Annotated in this window: 16 protein-coding genes; 13 read left to right on the top strand and 3 right to left on the bottom strand. The window is 71.4% G+C overall.

The genetic code is table 11. The features are described from left to right. Positions 1-221: 221 nt before the first annotated feature. From ftsZ to JYK04_RS13695, 6 genes are all read left to right on the top strand, one after another. Positions 222-1427 carry a cell division protein FtsZ gene (gene ftsZ, locus JYK04_RS13720; protein ID WP_052872570.1) on the top strand — a complete coding sequence of 402 codons (1206 nt, stop codon included), beginning with the start codon at positions 222-224 and terminating at the stop codon, positions 1425-1427. A gap of 17 nt (positions 1428-1444) precedes the next feature. Next, a complete protein-coding gene (pgeF, locus tag JYK04_RS13715) occupies positions 1445-2212 on the top strand; it encodes a peptidoglycan editing factor PgeF (RefSeq protein ID WP_229875154.1) in 768 nt (255 codons plus the stop codon). After that, entirely contained in the window at positions 2199-2918 is a 720-nt protein-coding gene (locus tag JYK04_RS13710) for a YggS family pyridoxal phosphate-dependent enzyme (protein ID WP_189736206.1), read from the top strand. The genes pgeF and JYK04_RS13710 overlap by 14 nt, the downstream gene beginning before the upstream one ends. A gap of 149 nt (positions 2919-3067) precedes the next feature. Continuing rightward, complete coding sequence (locus JYK04_RS13705; RefSeq protein WP_189736204.1) at positions 3068-3685, top strand: cell division protein SepF; 618 nt, start codon at positions 3068-3070, stop codon at positions 3683-3685. 60 nt (positions 3686-3745) lie between these two features. Next, complete coding sequence (locus tag JYK04_RS13700) at positions 3746-4042, top strand: YggT family protein (protein WP_030012625.1); 297 nt, start codon at positions 3746-3748, stop codon at positions 4040-4042. Positions 4043-4124: 82 nt separating this feature from the next. After that, positions 4125-5372, top strand: a complete 1248-nt coding sequence (locus tag JYK04_RS13695) for a DivIVA domain-containing protein (RefSeq protein WP_189736202.1) — start codon at positions 4125-4127, stop codon at positions 5370-5372. Between the two features lie 275 nt (positions 5373-5647). Here the strand turns inward: JYK04_RS13695 and ileS are convergent, their stop codons facing one another. Continuing rightward, the gene (gene ileS, locus JYK04_RS13690) at positions 5648-8794 is read right to left on the bottom strand and encodes an isoleucine--tRNA ligase (protein ID WP_189736200.1); all 3147 of its coding nucleotides are present in this window, start codon (positions 8792-8794) and stop codon (positions 5648-5650) included. A 600-nt stretch (positions 8795-9394) separates the two neighbouring features. Between ileS and JYK04_RS13685 the strand changes: the two genes are divergently transcribed. The 5 genes from JYK04_RS13685 to JYK04_RS13665 all read left to right on the top strand — a co-directional run bounded on the left by JYK04_RS13685 (position 9395) and on the right by JYK04_RS13665 (position 14244). Continuing rightward, positions 9395-10144 carry a TraR/DksA family transcriptional regulator gene (locus JYK04_RS13685; protein WP_189736198.1) on the top strand — a complete coding sequence of 250 codons (750 nt, stop codon included), beginning with the start codon at positions 9395-9397 and terminating at the stop codon, positions 10142-10144. A gap of 270 nt (positions 10145-10414) precedes the next feature. Beyond that, positions 10415-10975, top strand: a complete 561-nt coding sequence (gene lspA, locus JYK04_RS13680; protein WP_189736196.1) for a signal peptidase II — start codon at positions 10415-10417, stop codon at positions 10973-10975. A gap of 41 nt (positions 10976-11016) precedes the next feature. After that, complete coding sequence (locus tag JYK04_RS13675) at positions 11017-11958, top strand: RluA family pseudouridine synthase (protein ID WP_189736194.1); 942 nt, start codon at positions 11017-11019, stop codon at positions 11956-11958. Then, positions 11955-12437 (top strand): GNAT family N-acetyltransferase, encoded by a 483-nt coding sequence (locus JYK04_RS13670; protein ID WP_189736192.1) that lies wholly within the window; start codon positions 11955-11957, stop codon positions 12435-12437. Before JYK04_RS13675 ends, JYK04_RS13670 begins: the two co-directional genes overlap by 4 nt. A gap of 214 nt (positions 12438-12651) precedes the next feature. Continuing rightward, positions 12652-14244 carry a Na+/H+ antiporter gene (locus JYK04_RS13665; protein ID WP_189736190.1) on the top strand — a complete coding sequence of 531 codons (1593 nt, stop codon included), beginning with the start codon at positions 12652-12654 and terminating at the stop codon, positions 14242-14244. Here JYK04_RS13665 and JYK04_RS13660 read toward each other — a convergent pair. Beyond that, positions 14241-14759 carry an SRPBCC family protein gene (locus tag JYK04_RS13660; RefSeq protein WP_189736188.1) on the bottom strand — a complete coding sequence of 173 codons (519 nt, stop codon included), beginning with the start codon at positions 14757-14759 and terminating at the stop codon, positions 14241-14243. The two genes, JYK04_RS13665 and JYK04_RS13660, sit on opposite strands and share 4 nt — an antisense overlap. 66 nt (positions 14760-14825) lie before the next feature. Here JYK04_RS13660 and JYK04_RS13655 point away from each other — a divergent pair, with 66 nt between their 5' ends. Continuing rightward, entirely contained in the window at positions 14826-15404 is a 579-nt protein-coding gene (locus JYK04_RS13655; RefSeq protein WP_189736186.1) for a TetR/AcrR family transcriptional regulator, read from the top strand. Positions 15405-15424: 20 nt separating this feature from the next. Here JYK04_RS13655 and JYK04_RS13650 read toward each other — a convergent pair whose 3' ends face one another. Next, positions 15425-16462: a mechanosensitive ion channel family protein gene (locus tag JYK04_RS13650; RefSeq protein ID WP_189736611.1), complete on the bottom strand. Its 1038-nt coding sequence runs from the start codon at positions 16460-16462 to the stop codon at positions 15425-15427. Between the two features lie 71 nt (positions 16463-16533). On the opposite strand from JYK04_RS13650, the gene JYK04_RS13645 reads away from it, so the two are divergent. After that, positions 16534-17103 carry a dienelactone hydrolase family protein gene (locus JYK04_RS13645; protein WP_189736184.1) on the top strand — a complete coding sequence of 190 codons (570 nt, stop codon included), beginning with the start codon at positions 16534-16536 and terminating at the stop codon, positions 17101-17103. The last annotated feature ends 3 nt before the right edge of the window (positions 17104-17106 follow it).

The following is a 17106-nucleotide window of genomic DNA, read 5'->3' as shown; positions in this document are numbered from 1 at the left end:
TGAAAAGAAAAACGGGAGGTTCGGCGTGTTCGTTGAACACGCGCTACTTGTCGACTTAGTGTCCTGTTCGGAAGAGTCCGAGGAACAGGCACACCCCTAACCCTAAACTTCAGGGTGAGGGTTCGGGTCGGCGCGTTCGGACCGTCCCTATTTCGGCATCAGTCGTCGCAACGCAGGCCCGCGAGGCGGCGACACGTAACTCGAGGCGAGAGGCCTTCGACGTGGCAGCACCGCAGAACTACCTCGCAGTCATCAAGGTCATCGGTGTCGGCGGCGGTGGTGTCAATGCCATCAACCGAATGATCGAGGTCGGTCTCAAGGGCGTCGAGTTCATCGCCATCAACACGGACGCCCAGGCGCTGTTGATGAGCGATGCCGACGTCAAGCTCGACGTCGGCCGGGAACTCACCCGTGGCCTCGGCGCCGGCGCCAACCCGGCCGTCGGTCGCAAGGCGGCAGAGGACCACCGCGAGGAGATCGAGGAGGTCCTCAAGGGGGCCGACATGGTCTTCGTCACCGCCGGTGAGGGCGGCGGCACCGGCACCGGCGGCGCACCTGTCGTCGCCAACATCGCTCGCTCGCTGGGCGCCCTGACGATCGGTGTGGTCACCCGGCCGTTCACCTTCGAGGGCCGGCGCCGCGCGAACCAGGCGGAGGACGGCATCGCCGAGCTCCGCGAAGAGGTCGACACCCTCATCGTCATCCCCAACGACCGACTGCTGTCCATCTCGGACCGCCAGGTCAGCGTGCTCGACGCCTTCAAGTCGGCCGACCAGGTCCTGCTCTCGGGCGTCCAGGGCATCACCGACCTCATCACCACCCCGGGTCTGATCAACCTCGACTTCGCCGACGTCAAGTCCGTGATGTCCGAGGCCGGCTCGGCCCTGATGGGCATCGGCTCGGCCCGCGGCGACGACCGCGCCGTGGCCGCCGCCGAGATGGCGATCTCCTCGCCGCTCCTGGAGGCGTCCATCGACGGCGCCCGTGGCGTGCTGCTCTCCATCTCCGGTGGCTCGGACCTCGGTCTCTTCGAGATCAACGAGGCCGCGCAGCTGGTCAGCGAGGCCGCGCACCCCGAGGCGAACATCATCTTCGGCGCCGTCATCGACGACGCGCTCGGCGACGAGGTACGGGTCACCGTCATCGCGGCCGGGTTCGACGGCGGACAGCCCCCGGCCCGCCGGGACAACGTCATCGGCGCCGCGTCCACCAAGCGCGAGGAGCCGGCCCCGGCTCCGGTCCGCGCCGCCGAGCCGGCCCGCCCGGCCTTCGGCGGACTCGGCTCGGTCACCCCGCGCGAGGAGCCCCCGGCTCCGGTCGAGGCGGCCCCGGTCGAGGTCCAGGCACCCGCGCCGCAGGTCCCCACGGCCCGGCCGTACCAGGACAGCCCGGCCGAAGAGCTGGATGTTCCGGACTTCTTGAAGTGACACCAGAGCAGCATCACGTGGGCGGCGCCCACTTCGCCTTCACCGACCGGTGGGGCGGAGTGAGCGCCGTTCCGTACGAGGAGCTCAATCTCGGCGGCGCGGTCGGAGACGACCCGGCCGCCGTTCTCGCGAACCGGGCACGGGCGGCGAAGTCCCTGGGCCTGGCACCGGACCGGGTGGTCTGGATGAACCAGGTGCACGGCCGGGACGTGGCCGTGGTGGACGGGCCCTGGGGCGCGGACGCCGAGGTCCCCGCGGTGGACGCGGTGGTGACCGCCCGTCGGGGGCTCGCCCTCGCGGTGCTCACCGCCGACTGCACCCCGGTCCTGCTGGCGGACCCCGTCGCCGGGGTCGTGGCGGCCGCCCACGCCGGGCGGCCGGGACTGGTCGCCGGGGTGGTGCCCGCCGCCGTCGAGGCGATGGTCGCCCTCGGGGCCGATCCCGGGCGGATCGTCGCCCGGACCGGCCCCGCCGTCTGCGGACACTGCTACGAGGTTCCGGCCGAGATGCGGGAGGCGGTGGCGGAGGTCGTCCCCGCCGCCCGGGCCGAGACGAGCTGGGGGACACCGGCCGTCGACGTGGTCGCCGGGGTGCACGCCCAGCTCGCAGAGGCGGGGGTGGTGAACAGCGGCCGTTCCCCGGTCTGCACACTGGAGTCGCGGGACCACTTCTCGTACCGCCGCGACCGGGTGACCGGACGCCTGGCCGGATATGTCTGGTTGACGGAGCTTTCCGGGGGGACGTCCCCCGGACCGCCGGGGGATAAGAAGAATGACGGATCGTAAGTCGGAGCTCGCCGAGAACCTGGCGCGGGTGGAGGAACGTATCTCGTCCGCGTGCGCGGCGGCGGGGCGGGGACGGGACGAGGTGACGCTCATCGTGGTCACCAAGACCTACCCTGCGAGCGACGTACGACTGCTGGCGGACCTGGGCGTCCGTCATGTTGCGGAAAATCGTGACCAGGATGCCGCCCCCAAGGCCGCGGCCTGCGCGGATCTGCCGCTCAGCTGGCACTTCGTCGGTCAGTTGCAGACGAACAAAGTCCGTTCCGTGGCGGGATACGCGCATGTCGTGCAGTCGGTCGACCGGCCGAAGCTCGTGACCGCCCTGTCGGCGGCCGCGGTGAACGCCGGCCGGGAGCTCGGGTGCCTCGTGCAGATCGCCCTCGACGCGGAGTCGGGGGAGCGGGGGGCCCGCGGCGGTGCGGCGCCGGAGCAGCTGGCGGAGTTGGCCGACCTCGTCGCCGGGGCTCCGGGACTGCGGATCGACGGCCTGATGACGGTCGCCCCGCTGTCCGGCCACTACGGGGGGCGGGAACAGGCCGCTTTCGAGCGGCTGATGGAATTGTCATCCCGCATGCGCGTGGACCATCCGGCTGCCACGATGGTGTCCGCCGGGATGAGCGCAGACCTGGAACAGGCCGTGGCGGCCGGTGCGACACATGTACGCGTCGGCACTGCGGTACTCGGCGCGAGACCCCGGCTCGGGTAACGTCGCGAAGAAAGTCGGACCACAGCAGAAAATATGGTCATTCCCGCTGATGAGTGGGCAGACCTAGTGGATCGCGGGCAGTTGGTGACATTCGTGACACGGCGGCACCTGCGACAGGGCGATCCACCACAGAGCGGAGGACTCGGAGAATGGCCGGCGCGATGCGCAAGATGGCGGTCTACCTCGGCCTCGTGGAGGACGACCGGTACGACAACCCGGGGTACGACCCCGACGACGAGTTCGAGCCCGAGCCGGAGATGGAGCGGGCTCGGGAGCGGGATCGCCGACAGCAGCCCGTGCACCAATCACCCGTATCGGATGAACCGGTACGAGCCGCACAGCCTCCGGCGCAGCGTGAACCTATCCCAATCCCGGTGGAAAGCGGACGTCCTGCGCGAATCGCCCCCGTGGCATCCATCACACCTGATCGTACGAACCTGGAGAAGAACGCCCCCGTGATCATGCCCAAGGTCGTCTCCGAGCGGGAGCCGTACCGCATCACGACGCTGCACCCCCGGACCTACAACGAGGCCCGTACCATCGGGGAACACTTCCGTGAGGGCACTCCGGTGATCATGAATCTCACGGAGATGGACGACACGGACGCGAAGCGTCTCGTGGACTTCGCCGCCGGACTCGTCTTCGGTCTGCACGGCAGCATTGAACGCGTGACACAGAAGGTGTTCCTGCTGTCGCCTGCTAACGTCGATGTCACGGCGGAGGACAAGGCCCGCATCGCGGAGGGCGGGTTCTTCAACCAAAGCTAGACCGATCCGTCAGACACGGGGCCGGGAACACAGCGGGAGCAGGGGAGAGGGAAGCACGGAATGGGTGTCGCACTGCAAGTGATCTACTTCGCCTTGGGGTGCTTCCTCGTCGTGCTGATCTTCCGCCTGGTCATGGACTACGTGTTCCAGTTCGCACGTTCCTGGACACCCGGCAAGGCGATGGTGGTCGTACTGGAGGCCACCTACAGCGTCACCGATCCACCGCTCAAGCTTCTTCGGCGGGTCATTCCGCCGTTGCGTCTCGGGGGCGTGGCACTCGACCTGTCCTTCTTCGTTCTGATGATCATCGTTTACATCCTCATCAGTTTCGTGCGCACCGCTGCGAGCGGCTTGTGAACGATGTGCTTCCCCGCGGGCGCGGGGACAGTCCCGATACGGTCTTGCCGACTGCCGACGACTACGTAGAGGTGAAGAAGACATGCCGCTGACTCCCGAGGACGTGCGGAACAAGCAGTTCACGACCGTCCGCCTCCGAGAAGGCTATGACGAGGACGAGGTCGATGCCTTCCTCGACGAGGTCGAGTCCGAACTGACGCGCCTGCTGCGCGAGAACGAGGACCTGCGCGCCAAGCTGGCCGCCGCCACGCGTGCCGCCGCGCAGAGCCAGCAGCAGCAGGGCATGCGCAAGGCGGAACCCCAGGACCAGCGCGGCCCCGGTGCCCCCGTGCCCGCGGCCATATCCGGCCCGCCGCAGCAGCAGCAGCCGCAGATGGGCCCGCCGCAGCTCCAGGGTGGCCCGCCGCAGCTTCCGGGTGGCCAGCCGCAGCTTCCGCCGGGCCCCGGCGGCCAGGGCCAGCAGGGCCCCGGTCCGATGGGCGGCCCCATGGGCGGTCCCATGCAGCAGCACCCCATGGGTGGACCCCAGGGCATGCAGCAGCAGTCCATGGGCGGCCCCCAGGGCATGCAGCAGCAGTCGATGGGCGGCCAGAACCCGCTCGGCCAGCAGATGCAGCCCATGGGCCAGCAGATGCAGCCGATGGGGCAGCAGATGCAGCCCATGGGTCAGCCCATGCAGCAGATGCAGCAGCCGCAGCTCCCGCAGCAGGGCCCCGGTGGCGACAGCGCCGCCCGTGTCCTGTCGCTGGCGCAGCAGACCGCCGACCAGGCGATCGCGGAGGCCCGCTCCGAGGCCAACAAGATCGTCGGCGAGGCCCGGTCGCGCGCCGAGGGCCTGGAGCGGGACGCCCGCGCCAAGGCCGACGCGCTGGAGCGGGACGCGCAGGAGAAGCACCGCGTCGCGATGGGCTCCCTGGAGTCCGCCCGCGCCACGCTGGAGCGCAAGGTCGAGGACCTGCGGGGCTTCGAGCGTGAGTACCGTACGCGGCTGAAGTCCTACCTGGAGTCGCAGCTGCGCCAGCTGGAGACGCAGGCGGACGACTCGCTCGCCCCGCCGCGGAACCCGGCCGGTCCCGCGCTGCCGCCGTCGCCGTCGCCCTCGATGGCTCCGGCCGGTGCGATGGGCCACTCCATGGGCGGTCCCTCGATGGGTGGCCCGTCCCCCATGGGCGGTCCCTCCCCGATGGGTGCCCCGTCCTACGGCGGCAACCAGCAGCAGATGTCCCCGGCGATGACCCAGCCGATGGCTCCGGTCCGGCCGGCTGCGCCGCAGCCGATGCAGGCGCCGTCGCCGATGCGGGGCTTCCTGATCGACGAGGACGACAACTAGGCGCCGCCGCCGTTCTGCGGTCGGCAGCCGCGCTCTACGGGCCGGGCCCGGTTCCCCTTCGGGGGCACCGGGCCCGGCCCGTTTCGCTGCCCCGGTGCGGCGCCGCTGCGGGGGCTCCGCCCCGCACCCCGCCCCTCAAACGCCGGAGGGGCTGGATTTCCGGCCTCGCCGGCGTTTGGGGCGCGGAGTCCGGGGCGGGGCCCCAGGGCGTGGCGGAGCAGACGAAAGCGGCCCGTCCCCCCACCCGGGAGGGGACGGGCCGCTCGGGCCGCGGGTTACGCCTTGCGGAGGCGGAAGGTCAGGCCGAGGGGCTCGTCCGTGAACGGGTCACCGTACGTGGCATCCGCCTCGCCCGACGCGAAGTCCGTCGCCAGGACCTCGTCCGCGATCAGGGCCGCGTGGTCCGTCAGGGCCGTGCCGACCTCCGGGTCCGCGGAGGACCAGCGGAGCGCGATCCGGTCCGCCACGTCGAGGCCGGAGTTCTTCCGGGCCTCCTGGATCAGGCGGATCGCGTCACGGGCCAGGCCCGCCAGCCGCAGCTCCGGGGTGATCTCCAGGTCCAGGGCGACCGTCGCGCCCGAGTCGGACGCCACCGACCAGCCCTCGCGCGGGGTCTCCGTGATGATGACCTCCTCCGGCGAGAGGGAGATCTCCTCACCGTTCAGCGAGATCACCGCCGAGCCGGCCCGCAGCGCCAGGGACAGCGCCGCCGCGTCGGCCGCGGCCACCGCCTTCGCCACGTCCTGGACGCCCTTGCCGAAGCGCTTGCCCAGCGCCCGGAAGTTCGCCTTCGCCGTCGTGTCGACCAGGGACCCGCCGACCTCCGACAGGGAGGCCAGGGAGGAGACGTTCAGCTCCTCCGTGATCTGGGACTGCAGCTCGGGGGAGAGCGCGTCGAAGCCCACCGCGCCGACCAGGGCCCGGGACAGGGGCTGGCGGGTCTTGACGCCCGACTCGGCACGCGTCGCCCGGCCCAGCTCCACCAGGCGGCGGACCAGCTGCATCTGCTGGGACAGCGCCGGGTCGATCGCCGCGGTGTCCGCGACCGGCCAGGTGGAGAGGTGGACCGACTCCGGGGCGTCCGGGGTGACCGGGACGACCATGTCCTGCCAGACCCGCTCCGTGATGAACGGGGTCAGCGGGGCGAGCAGGCGCGTCACCGTCTCGACCACGTCGTGCAGGGTCCGCAGCGCGGCCGCGTCGCCCTGCCAGAAGCGGCGGCGCGAGCGGCGGACGTACCAGTTGGACAGGTCGTCCACGAACGCGGAGAGGAGCTTGCCCGCACGCTGGGTGTCGTACGACTCCATCGCCTCGGTGACCTCGGCGACGAGCGTGTGGAGCTCCGAGAGCAGCCACCGGTCGAGGACCGTGCGGTCGGCCGGGGCCGGGTCGGAGGCGGAGGGCGCCCAGTTCGACGTACGGGCGTACAGGGCCTGGAAGGCGACCGTGTTCCAGTACGTGAGGAGGGTCTTGCGGACGACCTCCTGGATCGTGCCGTGGCCCACGCGCCGCGCCGCCCACGGGGAGCCGCCGGCCGCCATGAACCAGCGCACCGCGTCCGCGCCGTGCTGGTCCATGAGCGGGATCGGCTGGAGGATGTTGCCCAGGTGCTTCGACATCTTGCGGCCGTCCTCGGCGAGGATGTGGCCCAGGCAGACCACGTTCTCGTAGGAGGACTTGTCGAAGACCAGGGTGCCGACCGCCATCAGCGTGTAGAACCAGCCGCGCGTCTGGTCGATGGCCTCCGAGATGAACTGCGCCGGGTAGCGCTTCTCGAAGATCTCCTTGTTCTTGTACGGGTAGCCCCACTGCGCGAACGGCATCGAGCCCGAGTCGTACCAGGCGTCGATGACCTCCGGGACGCGGACGGCCTCCAGCGAGCAGCCCTCAGCCGTGCAGGGGAAGGTGACCTCGTCGATGTACGGGCGGTGCGGGTCCAGGTTCGAGTGGTCCCGGCCCGAGAGCTCGGACAGCTCGGCGCGGGAGCCGACGCAGGTGAGGTGGTTCTCCTCACAGCGCCAGATCGGCAGCGGGGTGCCCCAGTAGCGGTTGCGGGACAGCGCCCAGTCGATGTTGTTGTTCAGCCAGTCGCCGAAGCGGCCCTGCTTGACCGAGTCGGGGAACCAGTTCGTCTTCTCGTTCTCCCGCAGCATCGCGTCCTTGACGGCGGTGGTGCGGATGTACCAGGACGGCTGCGCGTAGTAGAGCAGGGCCGTGTGGCAGCGCCAGCAGTGCGGGTAGCTGTGCTCGTAGGCGATGTGCTTGAAGAGCAGGCCGCGCGCGTCGAGGTCGGCGGTCAGCTTCTCGTCGGCCTTCTTGAAGAAGACGCCGCCGACCAGCGGGACCTCCTCCTCGAAGGTGCCGTCGGGGCGGACCGGGTTCACGACCGGCAGGCCGTACGCGCGGCAGACCGCGAGGTCGTCGGCGCCGAAGGCGGGGGACTGGTGGACCAGACCCGTGCCGTCCTCGGTCGTGACGTACTCGGCGTTCACGACGTAGTGGGCGGGCTCCGGGAACTCCACCAGGGAGAAGGGGCGCTCGTACGTCCAGCGCTCCATCTCCTTGCCCGTGAAGGTCTGGCCGGTGGCCTCCCAGCCCTCGCCGAGGGACTTCTCCAGCAGCGGCTGGGCGACGACCAGCTTCTCGGTGCCGTTCGTGGCGACGACGTACGTGACCTCGGGGTGGGCGGCGACCGCGGTGTTGGACACCAGGGTCCACGGGGTCGTCGTCCAGACCAGGAGGGCCGCCTCGCCCGCGAGCGGGCCGGAGGTCAGCGGGAAGCGGACGTAGACCGAGGGGTCCACGACCGTCTCGTAGCCCTGGGCCAGCTCGTGGTCCGAGAGGCCGGTGCCGCAGCGGGGGCACCAGGGGGCGACGCGGTGGTCCTGGGTGAGCAGACCCTTGTTGAAGATCTCCTTCAGCGACCACCACACGGACTCCACGTACTCGGGGTCCATGGTCCGGTAGGCGTCGTCCAGGTCGACCCAGTAGCCCATCCGGGTCGTGAGCTCGGTGAAGGCGTCGGTGTGGCGGGTCACGGACTCGCGGCACTTGGCGTTGAACTCGGCGATGCCGTACGCCTCGATGTCCTGCTTGCCGTTGAAGCCCAGCTCCTTCTCGACGGCGAGCTCGACGGGCAGGCCGTGGCAGTCCCAGCCCGCCTTGCGGGCCACGTGGTAGCCGCGCATCGTGCGGAACCGGGGGAAGACGTCCTTGAAGACGCGGGCCTCGATGTGGTGCGCGCCGGGCATGCCGTTCGCGGTGGGCGGGCCCTCGTAGAAGACCCACTCGGGGCGGCCCTCGGACTGCTCCAGGGTCTTGGCGAAGGTCTTGCTCTCGCGCCAGAAGTCGAGGACGGCGTGCTCGAGGGCAGGCAGGTCGACCTGGGCGGGTACCGGGCGGTACTGCGGCGGTGTGGTCATGAGGCTGAACTCTTCCTCCGGCGGGGTGTCAATTCCGTCCGGAGGGACGAGAGCACTGCTGCTCCCGCGGTACCACCCTCCTTGGCCGCCGGACGGATCCGGTGGCCCCCTCATTGGGGTGCGAAGCCGGTTCTACTCGCCGTACGGGGATCCCGTGCGGGCTTTCTTCCGGCGGCTCAGGGGTGATCCTTCACATCGCGCTCGCCCCCGGGCTCTCACCGTCCCCGGGTCGCTCCTGGCTGCGTACGACGCTACTCGTCCCCGTCCATGCCTTTCGCTGGGCCCAGTGTACGGGCCGGGGGGCCGCACGGCAGACCGGTTTACGGGGGCCCCTGCGCGGGCCGCCGGCCCGGCGTGGCGGGGCCGCGGGGAGGGCCCGCGCGCGACCCCGGCGCGCCCCCGGTGTGACCCGAATGGGCCCGCGCCGCCGCTTCCGACTCGGGTGGGGCGGGAGTGGCGGATTACCAGGGCTCCTGATGGGCACAACGGATGCAGGTTGACCTCGATGGATGCGTGCCCCGTTGCCGGGGGGCCGGTGTCGATTTATCGTTCCGGCACGATTCGCGAGCAGAGATCACAGTATGTGAAGGGGCCGCGGCCATGGTGGCGAAGAAGACCGCCGGGAGTACTGCCAAGAAGGCTGTCGGGAAGGCCGCCGGGAAGGCGGCGGTCTCCGAGGACGCGGCTCCCGCCAGGAAGGCGACCGCTGCCCGAAAGACCGCTGCCGGCGCGCTCGCTCCGGACGGGAAGGCGACCGCCGTCAAGAAGACGACCGCCGTCGAGAAGCGGACGGCCACGGCCAAGAAGGCCGCGGCCGAGGGGGCGGCACCTGCCGCGAAGAAGACGGGAGTCCGGAAAGTGGTTGCCAAGAAGAGCACGGGTACGGCGAGGAAGGCGGCCGCGGCCGCCACCAGCGGGCTCCCCAAGGCACGGGCCACGGCGGCCCTGGCCCCCGGCGAGCTCGCCGTACGGCCCGGAGAGGACCCCTGGACCCCCAAGGAGGTCGAGGACGCCCGTGCGGAGCTCCTGTCGGAGGTGCTGCGGCTACGGGCCGAGCTCGACGCCTCGGAGGCGGCGATCTCCGGCCTGATGCGGGACTCCGGGGACGGCGCCGGCGACGACCAGGCCGACACCGGCACCAAGAACATCACCCGCGAGTCCGAGCTGGCGCTCGCGGCGAACGCCACCTCGATGCTGGAGCAGACCGAGCGGGCCCTGGAACGGCTGGAGGCGGGCACGTACGGGCTCTGCGAGAACTGCGGGCAGCCCATCGGCAAGGCCAGGATGCAGGCCTTCCCGCGGGCCACGCTGTGCGTGGACTGCAAGCAGAAGCAGGAACGGCGGCACTAGGCCGTCTCTTTCGGATCTTGTCGGCCGAGCCCGCGGCGTCCGGTGCCGTGGATGGCAAGGCGGAGGAGCGCACCGTGTACTGGACGTACTCGGGCGCTCCGACAACGCGGCCAGGTGCGGTGCCGGGCGTCGCGGGCCCGGCAAGATCCGGAAGAGACGGCCTAGCACGGTTGGGGAGGTGGGGCAGGCGGCGCGCGGGGGCCCTGACGTACCCTCGTGTTCCGTCAGGGTCCAGGAGGAGCCTGGTTCGAGCTAGTTCGAGGGACTCACGTGGCAGAGGCGGAGCGCATCATCGGTACGCCGGAGGTCGGGGACGACGCCCAGCCGGAGTCCGCCGGGCCCAAGGGGCGCCGTCGGATCACGGCTCTGCTCGTCGTGGCGGTGCTCGCCTACCTGCTCGACCTCGGCAGCAAGATGCTGGTCGTGGCGAAGCTGGAGCACCAGCCGCCGATCGAGATCATCGGTGACCTGCTGAAGTTCGAGGCGGTCCGCAACCCGGGCGCCGCCTTCGGCTTCGGCGAGGCCTTCACGATCATCTTCACCTGCATCGCGGCCTCGGTGATCGTGGTGATCGTGCGGCTGGCCCGCAAGCTCTACAGCCTGCCGTGGGCGATCGCCCTGGGCCTGCTGCTGGGCGGCGCGCTGGGCAACCTGACCGACCGGATCTTCCGTTCGCCGGGTGTGTTCCGGGGCGCGGTCGTCGACTTCATCGCGCCCGCCCATTTCGCCGTCTTCAACCTCGCGGACTCGGCGATCGTGTGCGGCGGCATCCTGATCGTCCTGCTGTCCTTCAAGGGTCTGGACCCGGACGGGACCGTCCACAAGGACTGATCGCGGGACGGCTCGTCCGCCCCGTCCTGCATACTCGACGGGTGAGTACGATTCCCGAGATCCGCACCCTGCCCGTTCCCGATGGCCTCGAGGGCGAGCGCGTCGACGCCGCCATCGCCCGTATGTTCGGTTTTTCCCGGACGAAGGCGGCCGAAATCGCGGCTGCGGGAAAGGTGACGGTCGACGGCAGCGTCGTCGGGAAGTCCGAGCGTGTGCACGGTGGCGCCTGGCTCGAGGTCGAGATGCCCGCGCCGCCGCGGCCCGTCGAGGTCGTGGCCGAGCCCGTCCCCGGCATGGAGATCATCCATGACGACGACGACGTCGTCGTCATCATGAAGCCGGTGGGCGTCGCCGCCCACCCGAGCCCCGGCTGGACCGGCACCACCGTCATCGGCGGCCTCGCCGCGGCCGGATACCGCATCTCCACCTCCGGCGCGTCCGAGCGCCAGGGCATCGTGCACCGGCTCGACGTCGGCACGTCCGGCCTGATGGCCGTCGCGAAGTCGGAGCGCGCCTACACCTCGCTCAAGAACCAGTTCCGCGAGCGGATCGTGGACAAGCGCTACCACGCGCTGGTGCAGGGCCACCCGGACCCGATGAGCGGCACGATCGACGCGCCGATCGGCCGCCACCCCAGCGCGGACTACAAGTGGGCGGTGATCCAGGACGGCAAGGCGTCCGTCACCCACTACGACCTGATCGAGGCCTTCCGTGCCGCCTCGCTGCTCGACATCAAGCTGGAGACCGGGCGCACGCACCAGATCCGCGTGCACATGTCCGCGCACCGGCACCCCTGCGTCGGCGACCTGACCTACGGCGCCGACCCGACCGTGGCCAAGCGGCTCGGCCTCACCCGGCAGTGGCTGCACGCGGTGCGCCTCGGCTTCGAGCACCCGTCGGACGGGCAGTGGGTCGAGTTCGAGAGCACCTACCCGGCGGACCTGCAGCACGCGCTGGACGTGATCCGGGCGGAGAGCGAGTGACCTCGCCGGTCGAGGGCGCGGTCGAGGTCCGGGTCGCCGTCTCGGAGGAGGACCTGAAGTCCTGCTTCGCGGTGCGGTCCGAGGTCTTCGTGGTCGAGCAGTCGGTCCCGGAGTCGATCGAGTACGACGCGTACGACGCGGACGCGGTGCACGTGCTGGCCGTGGCCGCGGACGGGGTGCCGCTGGGCACGGGGCGGCTGCTGCACGGGGACGCGGCGCTGGCGAAGACCGGCGGCGCGGAGGGCGTCGGCTCGCTCGGCCGGCTGGCCGTCACCAAGTCCGCGCGCGGACTGGGCGTGGGGGTGGCGCTGGTCCGCGCGATCGAGGTGGAAGCGGCCCGTCGGGGCCTGACGGCGGTCGACCTGGGCGCGCAGACGCATGCGCTGGGCTTCTACGAGCGGCTCGGCTACGTGGCCTACGGCCCGGAGTTCCAGGACGCGGGCATCCCCCACCGCGCGATGCGACGCCCCCTGCCGTAGCCGGAACGGTGCGGCGCCGTTGCCGGGGGCCCTGCCCCCGGACCCCCGCGCCTCAAACGCCGGCGAGGCTGGATTTGGCCGCTGCCCGGCTGAATCTTCCAGCCCCGCCGGCGTTTGAGGCGCGGGCGCGGAGCGCCGTAGGGGTTCGGGGCGGAGCCCCGACACGGCCCCCGACCCGCAGCAGCCAAGCGCAGCGGACTGGCAGGGTGGGGGAGTGGATCAGCTTGCTCTGCTGTTCGTGCTCCTGCTCGGGGCCGTGGTCACGGTGCCGCTCGGGGACCGGCTCAAACTGCCCGCGCCCGTCCTGATGACCATCGGCGGGGTGATCCTCGCACTGGTGCCGGCCGTACCGAACGTCGAGATCCCGCCCGAGTTCATCCTGCCGCTGGTCCTGCCGCCGCTGCTGTACGCCTCCGCGCAGCGCACGTCCTGGCGGCAGTTCGCCGCCAACGTCCGGCCCATCCTGCTGCTGGCCGTGGCCCTGGTGTTCGTCACCACCGCTGCCGTGGCCGCCGTCGCCAACGCCGTCGTGCCCGGGCTGCCGATCGCCGCCGCCCTCGCCCTGGGCGCGCTCGTCGCCCCGCCCGACCCGGTGGCCGCCACCGCCGTCGCCGGATCGCTCGGGCTGCCCCGCCGCATGGTGTCGATCCTGGAGGGCGAGGGGCTCTTCAACGACGTGACGGCGATCGTGCTCTACCACGTGGCCGTCGCCGCCGTCGTGAGCGGCAGTTTCTCCTGGCCCCAGGCGCTCGGGGAGTTCGTGCTCTCCGCCGTGGTGGCCGTGGCCGTCGGGCTGGCGCTCGGCTGGATCGCCAACCGGCTCATGGGGCGGCTCGGCGACGCCACCCTGCAGATCGGGCTGACGCTGCTGGTGCCGTTCGTCGCGTACGTGGTGGCCGAGGAACTGCAGGGGTCGGGGGTGCTGGCCGTGCTGACGACGGCCCTGTTCCTGGCCGAGTACGCGAGCGACGCCGACGACGTGCTGGGGCGCCTCGCCGGGCACACCTTCTGGGAGGTCGTCGACATGCTGGTCACCGGCGTGGCCTTCGGCCTGATCGGGCTGGAGCTGCACAGCGTGTTCGGCACGGCCGAGGACCGCGTGTGGGAGATGGCCGGGTGGGCGGCGATCGTGGTCGCGGTGGTGGTCGGCGTACGGCTGGTGTGGCTGCTGCCGGCCGGCTGGCTCGCCCAGCGGTGGCACCAGCGGCGCGACTACGACGAGGAGATCCCGCTGAGCTGGCGGGAGAGCGTGGTGATGTGGTGGGCCGGGATGCGCGGGGTGGCCTCGGTGGCCCTGGCGCTGGCCATTCCGCTGCGGACGGACGCGGGCGAGCCCTTCCCCGGGCGGGACCAGATCATCTTCATCGCCTTCGCGGTGATCATGACGACCCTGGTGTGCCAGGGGCTGACCCTGCCGTGGCTGGTGCGGCGGCTGGGGGTGGAGGCCGACACGGACGCCGAGCGGGACGCGGAGCGGCTGCTGGCGATCCGCGCGGCCAAGGCCGCGAAGCGGCGGCTGAAGGAGATCGAGGAGGTGGAGGAGCTCCCGGAGGACCTGGTCGAGCAGCTGTACCGGCGCGCGTACGACGTGGGGGCCAGGATCAGCCCCGACATGGTGGACGAGGAACGGCGCGAGGCGTACGCGAAGCGCGTGGAGCGGCTCCACGACGTCCAGCGGATCCAGCGGGAGATGATGTCCGCCGCCCGCCACGAGGTCCTGGCCGCCCGCAGCGAACCCGGCTCCGACCCGGAGATCGTGGACCGGGTGCTGCGGCATCTCGACGTACGCAGCCTGCGGACCCCCTAGGCCGGCCGCGCCTCGGCGGGCCGGGTCGCGAGGCGTTCCAGGCCGCGGAGGAAGCGGACGTACGGGGACCAGCGGGCCGGGCGGGCGATCGTGCCCGTGCAGGCCAGTTCGGCGCGGTCCAGGCTGTCCTCCAGGCAGGCGTCGTGCCCCTGGCGGAAGGCCAGTGGCCAGGTGATGCGGCTGAGGCCGCTGAGGTTCATCGCGAGGGTGTGGCGCAGCACGGTGCGCTCGGCGTCGAGGGGCAGCGCGGTGTACTCGTGGAAGCCGTGGAAGCCCCGGGGTCCGGTGAAGGTGAACCGCACCCAGGTTCCCGGCACGTAGGCGGCCACCGTGTAGCGCACCGGTCCGTGTCCGCCCGCCGCTCCGACCCCGAGGGGGCGGTCGAACTCCATCTCCTCCCACAGGTGGCGGGGCCACAGCCGGTCGCCCTCCCCGCCGGCCAGCGTGTCGATCAGTGCGCCGACCTCGCTCTCCTTCGCCGCGATCACGCGCTCGTGCACGTTGTAGACGCCCATGGAAGGTCCTCCCCATCACATTATTAGAGAGGGCTCTCTAATAATTTGGAGGGTACTCTCTGATTCATGGCGAGACCACCCCGCTTCGACACCGACCAGATCCTCGACGCCGCCGTCCGGCTGGCCGCCTCCGCCGGGCCGGGCGGCGTGACCATGTCCGCCGTGGCCCAGGCGATCGGCGCGCCCAGCGGCTCCATGTACCACCGCTTCGCCGGGCGCAGCGCTCTGCTCGCCGAGGTGTGGCTGCGCAGCGTGGAGCGCTTCCAGGAGGGCTACTTCGCCAGCCTGCACAGCGACACCGACCCCCGCCGGGCCGCCCGTGCGGCCGCCCGGCACGTCGTGGGGTGGAGCCGCGCCCATCCCGAGGAGGCCGCCCTCCTGCTCTACGGCCCGTGGGAGTTCGGTCGCGCCGGCTGGTCCGAGGAGCACACCGGCCGGGCCGATGCCGGCAACCAGCGGGTGTACGCCGCCATCGGCACCCTCGCCGCCGCGCTCGGCGCGACCGGGCCCCAGGACCGGGACCGCGTCACCCTGGCCCTGATCGACCTCCCGCTCTCGGTCGTCCGCCGCCACCTGCGCGCCGGCGGCCCGCTGCCGCCGCACGCCGAGGACCTCGCCGAGGAGTGCGCGGCCGCGCTCCTTTAGAGGGCCTCCTAGAGGGCCTCCTAGAGGGCCTCCGCGGCCGGGGCCGTGGCGATGTGGGGGAGGGCGTACGGGTGCTCGGCCACCAGCCAGGTGATCAGGCGTTCGCGGACCGCGCAGCGCAGCGTCCAGAGGTCGTCGCCGTCCTTCGCCGTGACCACCGCGCGGACCTGGACCGTGTGCGGTGTGGTGTCCGTCACGGCCAGCCCGCCGCCGCGGCCGTCCCACTCCGGGATCTCCGCCAGGACGTGCTGGAGCCGCTCCCGCATCAGGTCGATCGGCGCGCTGTGGTCCAGGTGCCAGAAGACCGTGCCGGTCATCTGCGCACCGCCGCGCGACCAGTTCTCGTACGGCTTGCTCGTGAAATAGGACACAGGCATCGTGATGCGCCGCTCGTCCCAGGTGCGGACCGTCAGGAAGGTCAGGGTGATCTCCTCGACCCGGCCCCACTCCTGGTCGACCACCACCGTGTCGCCGATGCGGACGGTGTCGCCGAAGGCGATCTGGAGGCCGGCGAACAGGTTGCCCAGCGAGGCCTGGGCGGCGATGCCCGCCACGATGCCGAGGACGCCCGCGGAGGCCAGCAGCGAGGCGCCGAGCGTACGCATCGGGGGGAAGGTCAGCAGCATCGCCGCCGCCGCGACCACGACCAGCACCGCCGTGACCACCCGCTGGATCAGCGTGACCTGGGTGCGGACCCGGCGTACCCGGGCCTCGTCCTCGGTCGCCGCCGCGTAGCGCGCGTACGCCGAGTCGACCACGGCCGTCGCGATGCGCACCGCGAGCCAGGCCGCGGACGCGATCAGGACCAGGGTGAGGAACCGGCCGACGCCGAAGGCGTGGTCGGGCAGGATCCCGGCCCACCGGTAGGAGGCTCTGAGCAGCGAGGCGCACAGGACGACCTGGAAGGGCAGCCGGCAGCGGCGCAGCAGGCCCCACAAGGGGGTCTCGGTGTGCCGCGCGTCGGCCCGGCGCAGCAGCAGGTCGAGCAGCCAGCCCGCGATCAGGGTGGCGACCAGTGCGCCGCCGATGACCGTGACGGGGCGCAGGACGTTCTCCATCTCCATGGGTACGAACGTAGCGGGAAGCGGTCCGCAGGCGGCTCGTCCTCGGCGGCTGGCACGATGGAGGCATGAACATCATGCTTTTCCATTCGACGTACGGGCTGCGGCCCGCGGTGCACGCGGCGGCCGACCGGCTGCGCGCGGCCGGGCACCAGGTCCAGGTGCCGGATCTCTTCGAGGGACGCACCTTCGGGACCGTCGAGGAGGGCATGGCCCACCAGGACGAGATCGGCCGTGACGAACTGCTGAAGCGCGCGGTGCTGGCCTCCGCCCCCTACTCGGACCGGGGACTGGTCTACGCGGGCTTCTCCTTCGGGGGTTCGCTCGCCCAGCACCTGGCGATGGCCGACGAGAAGGCGCGCGGGCTGCTGCTCCTGCACGGGACCGCGGACCTGGAGGACGGCGCCTCGGTGGACGAGCTGCCCGTGCAGTTGCACATCGCGGACCCGGATCCCTTCGAGCCGCACGACTGGCTGACGGCCTGGTACCTGCGGATGCAGCGGGCCGGGGCCGATGTGGAGGTCCACAGCTACCCCGGTGCCGGGCACCTGTTCACCGACCCGGAGCTGGACGACTACGACGCCGAGGCCGCCGAGCAGCTCTGGAAGGTCGCCATCGGCTTCCTCGACAGCCTGTAGGCG

This window comes from Streptomyces nojiriensis (genome assembly GCF_017639205.1).
In the GTDB taxonomy this organism is placed as follows: Bacteria; Actinomycetota; Actinomycetes; order Streptomycetales; family Streptomycetaceae; genus Streptomyces; species Streptomyces nojiriensis.
The sequence above is the reverse complement of the archived record's forward strand: the minus strand, read 5'-3'. Positions and strand labels throughout refer to the sequence as shown.